Annotated in this window: 8 protein-coding genes and 1 pseudogene; 1 reads left to right on the top strand and 8 read right to left on the bottom strand. The window is 69.9% G+C overall.

Annotation, left to right across the window (positions count from 1 at the left end):
- Positions 1–109: 109 nt before the first annotated feature.
- From ACFQ36_RS17505 to ACFQ36_RS17495, 3 genes are all read right to left on the bottom strand, one after another.
- The gene (locus ACFQ36_RS17505; protein WP_377015924.1) at positions 110–907 is read right to left on the bottom strand and encodes an ECF transporter S component; all 798 of its coding nucleotides are present in this window, start codon (positions 905–907) and stop codon (positions 110–112) included.
- A 140-nt stretch (positions 908–1,047) separates the two neighbouring features.
- Entirely contained in the window at positions 1,048–2,367 is a 1,320-nt protein-coding gene (locus tag ACFQ36_RS17500) for an MFS transporter (RefSeq protein ID WP_377015922.1), read from the bottom strand.
- Between the two features lie 28 nt (positions 2,368–2,395).
- The gene (locus ACFQ36_RS17495; protein WP_377015920.1) at positions 2,396–3,412 is read right to left on the bottom strand and encodes an MBL fold metallo-hydrolase; all 1,017 of its coding nucleotides are present in this window, start codon (positions 3,410–3,412) and stop codon (positions 2,396–2,398) included.
- Between the two features lie 96 nt (positions 3,413–3,508).
- Here ACFQ36_RS17495 and ACFQ36_RS17490 point away from each other — a divergent pair, with 96 nt between their 5' ends.
- Complete coding sequence (locus ACFQ36_RS17490; protein ID WP_377015918.1) at positions 3,509–4,423, top strand: LysR family transcriptional regulator; 915 nt, start codon at positions 3,509–3,511, stop codon at positions 4,421–4,423.
- A gap of 4 nt (positions 4,424–4,427) precedes the next feature.
- Here the strand turns inward: ACFQ36_RS17490 and ACFQ36_RS17485 are convergent, their stop codons facing one another.
- The 5 genes and pseudogenes from ACFQ36_RS17485 to acnA all read right to left on the bottom strand — a co-directional run.
- On the bottom strand, positions 4,428–5,459 hold the full coding sequence (locus ACFQ36_RS17485; protein WP_377015916.1) for a nucleoside hydrolase: 1,032 nt from the start codon (positions 5,457–5,459) through the stop codon (positions 4,428–4,430).
- 90 nt (positions 5,460–5,549) lie between these two features.
- Positions 5,550–6,524 carry an aldo/keto reductase gene (locus ACFQ36_RS17480; RefSeq protein WP_377015914.1) on the bottom strand — a complete coding sequence of 325 codons (975 nt, stop codon included), beginning with the start codon at positions 6,522–6,524 and terminating at the stop codon, positions 5,550–5,552.
- Between the two features lie 19 nt (positions 6,525–6,543).
- Positions 6,544–7,107, bottom strand: coding sequence for a hypothetical protein (locus tag ACFQ36_RS17475; RefSeq protein WP_377015912.1), 564 nt, complete (start codon positions 7,105–7,107; stop codon positions 6,544–6,546).
- Between the two features lie 7 nt (positions 7,108–7,114).
- Positions 7,115–9,097 (bottom strand): 1-deoxy-D-xylulose-5-phosphate synthase, encoded by a 1,983-nt coding sequence (dxs, locus tag ACFQ36_RS17470; RefSeq protein WP_377015910.1) that lies wholly within the window; start codon positions 9,095–9,097, stop codon positions 7,115–7,117.
- 135 nt (positions 9,098–9,232) lie between these two features.
- Positions 9,233–9,550, bottom strand: a pseudogene (acnA, locus tag ACFQ36_RS17465) (aconitate hydratase); the annotation flags it as partial.

Genomic DNA, 9,550 nt, shown 5'->3' with positions numbered 1-9,550 from the left:
ATCTGCGAGGCTGAGCCACCAGCGGTTGGCCGCGACGGTGACGGCCACGGTGGACGCCGCCAACGCCAGCCCGGTGAAGGGGTGCAGGGCTGCCATGCCGGCTCGGGGGTCAGGCTTTGGCGCGCCGGGCAGCGGCCCGGGCCGGCAGCGGGAACTGCAGCCGGATCCGGCGCGGCAGGGCCAGCACCAGCAGGGCGGCAACCAGGAAGGCCACGGCCTTGTCCGCGGGGTCCGAGATCAGCGCCTGCTTGGTCACCGAGGCCAGCAGCGAGTCCCCCATGGCCCGGAACATCGCCACGATGGCTCCGGTGGCGGCGCCCGAGGTGCCCCCGTAGACGAAGGCGGCGACCGGGGCGGAAATGACCCCGGCCACAATGCCGGTGATGATCCCGGCGACGACGGCGACATAGGGCCGCAGCGCGCCGAGCCGCGCGGCGGTGCCGGCGAGGAAACCGATTACCGCGGCGCCGGCGGCAAAGGGCAGCACCGTCGGATTGAACAGGGACCAGACCAGCGAGCCCAGCACGCCGGTGGCCGCCCCGGCGGACCGGCCGGCCAGGAATCCGACCAGCACGGTGCCGATGGAATCCAGGTAGAGCGGCACCAGGGTGCTGCCAACGAACTGGCCCAGGACGATGTTCAGCACCAGGCCCACGGGGATGAGGGCCACCACGGAGGTGGGCAGCTGCGGCAGGACGCCGGCCAGCAGCAGCACGGCGCCGGCCAGGTAGCCGGCGAACGCGGTGACAGCCGGCCAGCTGGTCAGCCCGGCGGCAGCCTCCGTCGGCTGCAGCAGCACGAGCATCAGGTAGGTGGCGGCGATGACGGCGGCGCCGAGCAGGGGCAGCAGGCGCGCGCGCAGCGGCATGGCACCGCCGGTGGAGGGCAGGGTCAGGGATGCGGACACAGGTATTCCTCGAAAGAAGGGAAAATTCCGAACAGGCCTATGTCACCTCGACCCGGTCATCCAGTTTACCCAACGGCGGCGGCGCCCCGGTTCCCCGCGCAGGCAACCGGGGCGCCGCCGCCGTGAGTTGGCGGAAACGCTTAGTCCAGCTTGGCCTTGATGCCCTCGGGAGTGAGCCGGACGGCGATGGTGCCGGCCAGGATCACCGCGATCCAGAAGGCACCGACCAGCCAGATGGTCCCGCCCCCGGCAATGGCCAGACCGGTGACGATCATCGGGGTGAAGCCCGCGCCGAGCATGGACGCCCCCTGGTAGGACAGCGAGGCGCCGGTATAGCGCACGTGGGTGGGGAATTGTTCGGCGATGTAGGCTCCGATCGGCCCGTACAGGGCGCCCTGGACAATGCCGTTGCCCACCGTGATCGCCACGGCGAAGCCCCACAGGGTCCCGTTGCCCAGCAGCATCAGCAGGGGGTAGGCCAGCACGATTCCGCCGATGCCGGCAACGGTCAGGACCCTGCGCCTGCCCAGGCGGTCACTCAGCCGGGCGGTGTAGAAGCAGACAATGAGGGTCAGCACGGCGCCGGCGGCCTTCCAGTTGAGCACCCCGGAACGGTCCACGCCGTTCTCCACGGCCACGGAGACGCCCCAGACGGTCAGGATGCCTTGGCAGGCGTAGAAGCTCATGGCGGCGGCCAGGGCCAGGATCACGGCGCGCGGGTGATTGCGCAGCACGTCCAGCAGCGGCAGCTTGCGCTTCTCGCTGGCCTGTTCCAGCCTCCGGAACATCGGAGTTTCGGCAACCTTGAGGCGGATGACCATGCCGACGGCGATCAGCAGGGCGCTGAGCAGGAACGGAACCCGCCAGCCCCAAACCAGGAACTGGCCGCCGGTGGCCGCTGCGACGGCCGAGACCACCAGCGTTGCCAGCACCGCGCCGGCCGGGCCGCCGGCATTGGCGAAGGAGGCGGCGAAGCCGCGCTTTTTCTGCGGTGCCGACTCCAGCGCCATCAGGGCCGCACCACCCCATTCGCCGCCGACCGCAATGCCCTGCACGATGCGCAGCAGGACCAGCAGGACCGGGGCGATGATGCCCACCTGGGCAGTGGCCGGCAGCAGGCCGATGAGGGTGGTGGCACCGCCCATCAGGAGCATGGACAGCACCAGCATTTTCTTCCGCCCGATCCGGTCCCCGAAGTGGCCGAAGATGATGCCGCCAAGCGGACGGGCCACGTAGCCGGTGGCCAAGGTGGCGAAGGACGCGAACAGGGCGAAGCCGGGGCCGAGGTTGGCGAAGAAGACCTTGTTGAAGATGATGCTGGCGGCGGTCGCGTACAGGATGAAGTCGTAGTACTCGATGGCGCTGCCGATGAAGCTCGAGGCCAGGATGCGCCGCATGTCCTTCGTATTGAGCGACGCTGTGCCCTGCTGCCGGCGCACGGCGGTGGTGGATTCAGTCACGGTTTCTCCTTCGATGGTGCGAGGCTGCTCAGTTGCCGGGCCGAAGCTCGATGACGTCGAGGTCGTCCGGGAGGTGGAACGCGCCGTCGTAATGCGCGGCGGCCTGCTGCCAGACGCCCTCGTCCGCGGTGCCGGGCACGAGGTGATGCAGGGCCAACTGCTTCGCCCCGGCCTCCCGGGCCACCTTGGCTGCGTCACTGACGCTGGTGTGGGACTTATAGTGGTGGTCCCTGGCCGCGCGCGAGCCTTCGTCCGGCTTGTCCCCGTAAAGGGCCTCGACGAAGTCGAAGTCGATCGCTTCGTGCAGGAGCAGGTCCGTGCCCTCGGCCAGCGTGACCATGTTCCGGGTGTAGGCGGTATCGCCGGAGAAGGTCACGGACCCTTCGGCGGTGTCGAAGCGGAAGCCGAAGGCCGGGGCGATCGGCGGGTGCTCGACCAGGATGGCCGAGACCCTGACGAGCTCGTCCTCGTAGATGGGGAACGGGTCCATAGCCGGGGTGGGGTTGTCGTTGGGGTGGTAGCCGGTGCCGTTCGGGATCCGGATGTCGCTGGCCTCGAACAGCTCGAAGGGCGAGGGCCGCAGGCTGTCGATAATCCGGTCGTTCAGGTCCGTGGCGTGCGCATACATCAGTTGCTCGAACATTTCCCGGGTTCCGGGGGTCGGCAGGTGGGGGGCCAGCGGCTGCGGCGCCACCGTGGCCCGCGGCGAGGCCTTGGGCAGCATGCCGCGGTTGCCCGGACCGATGATCTTCACCGGGTCCGCCTGGCGGCCCAGCAGCTCGTACAGTCCGAAAACAGCCAGGCTTGCCAGGTCCACGGTGTGGTCCGAGTGCAGGTGGGTCAGGAAGATGCCGCGCAGGTTGCGCAGGCCGAGTCCGGCCTGGCTGAGCCTGCGTCCGACGCCGTGGCCGCAGTCCACCAAGTAGAACGCCTCGCCGGCGACGACGGCGGTAGCGATGCCGGTCCGTCGGCAGCCGCCCGGCGCGGCCCACCACTTCGGGCCCCCGGCGGTGCCCAGGGTGACAATCCGCGGCTTCAGGTTCATCTGCGGCCTCCTTCCCATCGGTTCGTTTTTCAATTGTGTCCGCCATCACATAATCTGGATAGTCAATTGATTTGATCGAAATCATCAGGAGAATTTATGGCAGAGTTCACCCTGCGCCAGCTGCAGTACTTCGTGGCGGTGGTGGATCATGGCTCCGTCACCGCCGCCGCCCGCCAGTGCAGCATCTCGCAGGCGGCGGCCTCCATGTCCATTTCCCAGCTGGAGCACGCCGTCGGTGTCGAATTGCTCATTCGAACCCGGTCCAAGACAGTGGCTCCGACGCAGGCCGGCGTCGAGCTGGCGGCCCGGGCGCGCAGGATCCTCGGCCTGGCCGGGGAGATCGGCGCCGCCGTCGCCGGTGCCTTCGACGAGATGCGCGGCAAGCTTCGCATAGGCTGCTCTGCCACGCTCTCGCCGCGTGTCCTGCCCCGGCTGGTCGGGCAGTTCCACCGCAACTACCCGGCGGTGGAACTGACCTTCCGGGAGGGCGCCGCGGCCCGGCTGCAGGAAGATGTGCGCAACGGCCGGCTCGACGCCGCGTTTGTCTACGCGCTGCAATCCGAAGAGGACCTGGACCGCATTGAGGTGGCCCAGGTCAGGCAGCACCTGATGCTGCCTGCGGACCATCCCCTGGCCGGCCGCCGGGAGATCCGCTTCCAGGACGTAGCTGACGAGCCGGCCATCCTCCTGGACATCCCGCCGGCCATCGACCGGGTGGTCTCCATGATGCAGGCCGCCGGCGTCGAACCGAAGCTGCGCTGGCCCAGCAGCAATATGGAGACCATCCGCTCGCTGGTGGCCCACGGACTGGGCTATTCGTTCGTGAACTACGGGCCGGGTCCGGAAACGGCGGCGGACCATCCCGGCGTGGTCTATATCCCGATCGCCAACAAGCTGCCCGCCAATCCGGTGGTGGCGATGCTGCCCCGGGGCGTGAAGGTCCCGCGCCGCGTCGCGGTAGCGATCGACTTTGTCCGGGCCGCCGCTGCGGAAACGGACCGCAGCGGCTGAGCCCTCAGTCCTCCCCGAGCCGCCGTGCCAGGGCGGAGATGGAGCCGATCACCTCGTCGAACACCGCCGGCGGATCGTTCCAGGACACGATCCGGGCGTTCGGCGCCCGGCCCCAGAGCCCGCGGTAGTCCGCCACCGTGGTGCCCACCAGCGGCCCGGGACGGGTTTCCACGTGCACCGTGGCGGTCCGGGTCCGGTATTCGGCCGTGCCCGCGGCCACGGCGGCTGCGAAGACGTCGTGGACGTGGGCCACGTAGCCCTGGTCATAGTGCCGGTGGAATTCGAAATAGAAGCGCAGCGCGTCGGAGAGGGTCCGGATGAGCGGCACCGTGGCCGTGCTGCGCCTGCCCGCAGGGTCTTCGGGCAGCACCAGTTCCGGCTCGGCGCAGCCTGCCTCCCGGGCCAGCCGCTCCACATGCTCCGGGTGCAGCTCGATCCGCTCGGTGGTCTCCAGCGCGCAGACGATCGGCAGCCGGTCCTCCGGCTGCCCCTCGAAGGCGGCGAAGACCTCCGCCGCGGCGTGCGGGTCCACGTGCGTATTCCACTCGGCGGTGGGGGTGGTATTGCCCTGGTAAAAGAAGCAGCCGCCCATGATCACCACCTGCTTGAGCAGCCGGGGCAGGCGCGGCTCCTTGCGCAGGGCCAGGGCGAAGTTGGTCAGCGGCGCGGTGAGCAGCGCGGTCAGTTCGCCGGGGTGCCGGCGGGCTGCCTCGATCCAGAGGTCGACGGCGTCGGCGTCCAGGACCTGCCGCGGCGGCGGCGGCAGCTCGGCGTAGCCGAGGCCCTGCGGCCCGTGGGTCTCCGGGGTGGTGACCAGCGGGATCTCCAGCGGCGCCGCGGCGCCGACGGCCACGTCCACCTCCGGCCGCCCGCACAGCTGCAGCAGGGCCAGGTTGTTGCGGGCCACCTGCTCGGCGGAGACATTGCCGGGCGTGCTGGAGACCAGCACGAGCTCCACCTGCGGCCGGCTGAGCAGGTAGACCAGCGCCAGCGCGTCGTCGATGCCGGTGTCGTTGTCGAAAAGGATCTTTGTCATCTGTCTTCCCCGGCTCGAGTTGGAGCGCCCTGAGAGAAGCGGCGGGGGTCCCCGTCCTGAGCCCGCCAGGGACGGGGAAGCCGCTGAACGCTAGAAGAGGGCGACCTTGGGCTCGCGCGGGAAGATCTCGTCCAGTTCGGCCAGGTCCTCGGCGCTGGGCTGCCAGGAGGCCGCCCCGGCGTTCTGCCTCACCTGCTCCACCCGGGTGGCCCCGGCGATGACCGACCCGACGGCGGGCTGGGCCGCGAGCCAGGAGAAGGCGACCTGGATCTCCGTCAGCCCGCGCTCCGCGGCAAAGCGGGAGAACTGCTCGAGCTGGACCCAGTCGGCCTCCTTGAGCAGGTGGGGGCGTGAATGGCTCAGCCGGCTGCCCTCGGGCGCGTGGCCGCCCTTGTATTTGCCGGTGAGCAGGCCGTTGGCCAGCGGGAAGTATGGCAGCACGCCCAGTCCGTAGGCTTCGGCCGCCGGGATGACCTCCAGCTCGGCGCGGCGGTCCAGCAGGTTGTAGTGGCTCTGGCTGGAAATGAACGGGGTGTAGCCGCCGATCCGCGCGGTGAACTCGGCCTCGGCGATCTGCCAGCCGGCCAGGTTGGAGTGGCCGATGTAGCGCACCTTGCCGGCGCGGACCAGGTCATCCAGCGCGGAAAGGGTCTCGTCGATCGGGGTCGGCGGGTCCGGGGTGTGGAACTGGTAGAGGTCGATCCAGTCCGTGCCCAGCCGGCGCAGCGAGGCCTCGGCGGCCTTGAGAATGTAGCGGCGGGAGCCGCGGGCACCGAAGTCCCGGCCGTTGGCCCCGCGCATGTCCATGCCGAACTTGGTGGCCACCACCACGTCCCCGCGCCGGTGCCCCAGCGCCTTGCCGAGGATCTGCTCGCTTAGGCCCGGCTCCTTGCCGTAGCTGTCCGCGACGTCGAAGAAGGTGATGCCGGCGTCGACCGCGGCGTGCACGACGGCGTCGGACCCCTCCTGCGTCTCGGTGGCCGTGGCGGAGCGGCCGAGGTTGTTGCAGCCCAGCCCGACCGCGGAAACGGTCAGGCCCGAACTGCCGAGGCGGCGGTAATCCATGGTGGGTGTGGTTCCTTCCTCAGTCCAGGTTGAACAGGGCCTTGGCCGGCAGCGGATGCTTCTGCCGGATGCCGGCCAGGTCGTCATAGGGCGCGACGCCGATGCTCAGCTTGGTGAAGTCCAGCTTCGCCTCGCGCAGGCAGGTCTTCACCGCTGCCACGGCCCTGGCCGGATCCGGGGAGAGCAGGTAGATGTTCAGCCGGTGCGGGACGAATTCGGAGCGCTCCACGATGCCCAGTCCGCGCCAGGCGAAGTGCGCGGCCAGCGCCTCCCTGGCCTTGGTTTCCAGGTAGCGGTCCCGCGCGGTGCCGGCGGCGCTCTTGAGCGCGTACTGGGCCACCACCCAGAACTGCTCCCCGGGGCCCAGCTCGGCGAAGCCGTCCGCGGCGCACTGTCCCGCGAAGGCGTCCAGCAGCCCGGGCGCCTCCCCCGGTGCCACGCCGCCGGTTTCCCGGGTCGCGCTCTGGTGCCCGACCATGCCGTGGTTGACCACGAACCGGCCGTCGACGTCGTCGAACCACGCCTCGCGGAAGCTCAAGGTACCGTCCTCGCCGCGCCGGTACATGCGCACGAACTCAGTCATTAGATACTCAAATCTTCGGCAGCTGTCCGGTGGGCAGGTCCTGGCCCGGCAGCGGCCGGGCGAAGGGTACCTTGGTGCCCAGCACCTGGGCGACGACGTCGTGCGCCACCTGCTGCGCGGTGAGCCCCACGCGCTCGAGCACCTGGGCGCGGGTGCCGTGGGCGAGGAACTCCACCGGCAGCCCCACCTCGTTCAGCGCGGTATCCACGCCCGCGGCGCGCATTTCCTGCCGGATCCGCGAGCCCACGCCGCCGGCCCGGACACCGTCCTCGATCACGATCACGATCCGGTGCTGGGCGGCCAGGCCGATGATCGAGCGCGGCACCGGCAGCACCCAGCGCGGGTCCACCACGGTGGAGCTGATGCCCTGGGCGCCGAGCCGGCCGGAGACATCCAGCGCCAGTTCGCTCATCGCCCCGACGCTGACGATCAGCACGTCGTGGTCGCCGGTGGACGTGTCCGCGCCGGCGGGCCGCCGGACGAGCACGTCCACGCCGTCGGAAAGCCGCTCGATGGCCTGGACCTCGCTCCCCACCGAGCCCTTGGAGAAGCGCACCACGCTGGGGGCGTTGTCGATGGCCACGGCCTCGCGCAGCTCCTCGCGCAGCCGGGTGGCGTCCCGCGGTGCGGCCAGGTGCAGCCCCGGGATGATCTGGAGCATGGACAGGTCCCACATGCCGTGGTGGCTGGGCCCGTCCGGGCCGGTGACTCCGGCACGGTCCAGCACCACGGTGACGCCGGCCTTGTGCAGGGCCACGTCCATCAGCAGCTGGTCGAAGGCACGGTTCAGGAAGGTCGCGTAGAGGGCCACCACCGGGTGCAGGCCGCCGTAGGCCATGCCGGCAGCGCTGGCCAGCGCGTGCTGCTCGGCGATGCCGACGTCGAACACGCGGTCCGGGTGCTGGGCGGCGAACTTGTGCAGGCCCACCGGGATGAGCATGGCCCCGGTGATGCCCACGATGTCCTCGCGCTCGTCGGCGATCTCGGCAATCTCGTTGGCGAAGACGGACGTCCAGGACTGGGCGCCGCCGGCCTCCACGGGTTCGCCGGTCTCCGGGTCGATCACCCCCACGGCGTGGAACTGGTCCGCCTCGTGCGCGCGGGCCGGCGCGTAGCCGCGGCCCTTCTCGGTCATGGCGTGCACGATGACGGGCCCGCCGTAGTTCCTGGCCTGGCGCAGCGCGTCCTCGACAGCGGCCTGGTCGTGGCCGTCGATGGGCCCAATGTACTTCATGCCCAGGTCCTCGAAGAGTCCCTGCGGGGCCCACCAGTCCTTGATGCCCTTCTTGGCGGCGTGCAGGCTCTTGTAGGCGAACTGTCCGAACAGCCCGCCGTTCTGCAGCTTGCGCTTCCACCAGTCCAGGGTGTCCTCATAGACCTTGTGGGTGCGGAACTTGTCGATGGTGGAGCGCAGCGCGGCGAGCTGGTCCGCCAGGCCGCCGATGGTCGGGGCGTAGGAGCGGCCGTTGTCGTTGACCACGATCACCACCCGGCGCTTCTTGTCGGCGGCGATGTTGTTCACGGCCTCCCAGGCCATGCCGCCGGTCAACGCGCCGTCCCCGACCACGGCGACGACGTACCGGTCTCCTTCACCGGTCAGCTGCCGGGCGCGGGAGATGCCGTCGGCCCAGGACAGCGAGGAGGAGGCGTGGGAGCTTTCGACGATGTCGTGCACGGACTCGGCGCGGTCCGGGTAGCCGGAGAGCCCGCCCTGCTGGCGCAGGGTTTCGAAGTCCTGCCGGCCGGTGACCAGCTTGTGCACATAGGACTGGTGGCCGGTGTCGAAGACAATGCTGTCCCGCGGGGAATCGAAGACGCGGTGGATGCCCAGGGTCAGTTCCACCACGCCCAGGTTCGGGCCGAGGTGGCCGCCGGTCTGGGCCACGTTGGTGATCAGGAACCGGCGGATCTCCGCCGCGAGGGCAGCCATCTGGGAGCTGCTGAGCTTGCTGAGGTCCTGCGGACTGTGGATTGTCTCGAGTAGACCCATGGAAGCCTTCCTAACGTCTGTTGCACTTTGCCCCCAGTGCCGGCCGCCGCTGTGCCGCGGCCAAACACTTAACCATAGCGCGCCAAAGGCCCCCGGCCCGCCGTCGGGCGGGTTCCGGGGGCCTTCTGCCGTGCCTTACCTGGCAGCGGAGATCTGCCGCAGCACGTACTGCAGGATGCCTCCGTTGCGGTAGTAGTCGGCCTCGCCCGGGGTGTCGATGCGCACCACGGCGTCGAAGCTGGTGGTGGAACCGTCCTCGGCGGTGGCGGTGACCTTCAGCGTCTTCGGCGTGCTGCCGTTGTTCAGCTCGGTCACGCCCTCGACGGCGAAGGTCTCCTCGCCGGTCAGGCCCAGCGAGGCGGCGTTCTGGCCGGCCGGGAACTGCAGCGGCAGCACGCCCATGCCGATCAGGTTCGAGCGGTGGATGCGCTCGAAGCTCTCGGCGATGACGGC

Source organism: Arthrobacter sp. GCM10027362 (genome assembly GCF_042679445.1).
In the GTDB taxonomy this organism is placed as follows: Bacteria; Actinomycetota; Actinomycetes; order Actinomycetales; family Micrococcaceae; genus Crystallibacter.
The sequence above is the reverse complement of the archived record's forward strand: the minus strand, read 5'-3'. Positions and strand labels throughout refer to the sequence as shown.

Excerpts from the sequence above, each read along its gene's own strand:
- dxs (WP_377015910.1), bottom strand. The coding sequence starts at position 9,097 with ATGGGTCTACTCGAGACAATCCACAGTCCGCAGGACCTCAGCAAGCTC.
- ACFQ36_RS17485 (WP_377015916.1), bottom strand. The coding sequence starts at position 5,459 with ATGACAAAGATCCTTTTCGACAACGACACCGGCATCGACGACGCGCTG.
- ACFQ36_RS17480 (WP_377015914.1), bottom strand. The coding sequence starts at position 6,524 with ATGGATTACCGCCGCCTCGGCAGTTCGGGCCTGACCGTTTCCGCGGTC.
- ACFQ36_RS17495 (WP_377015920.1), bottom strand. The coding sequence starts at position 3,412 with ATGAACCTGAAGCCGCGGATTGTCACCCTGGGCACCGCCGGGGGCCCG.
- ACFQ36_RS17490 (WP_377015918.1), top strand. The coding sequence starts at position 3,509 with ATGGCAGAGTTCACCCTGCGCCAGCTGCAGTACTTCGTGGCGGTGGTG.
- ACFQ36_RS17475 (WP_377015912.1), bottom strand. The coding sequence starts at position 7,107 with ATGACTGAGTTCGTGCGCATGTACCGGCGCGGCGAGGACGGTACCTTG.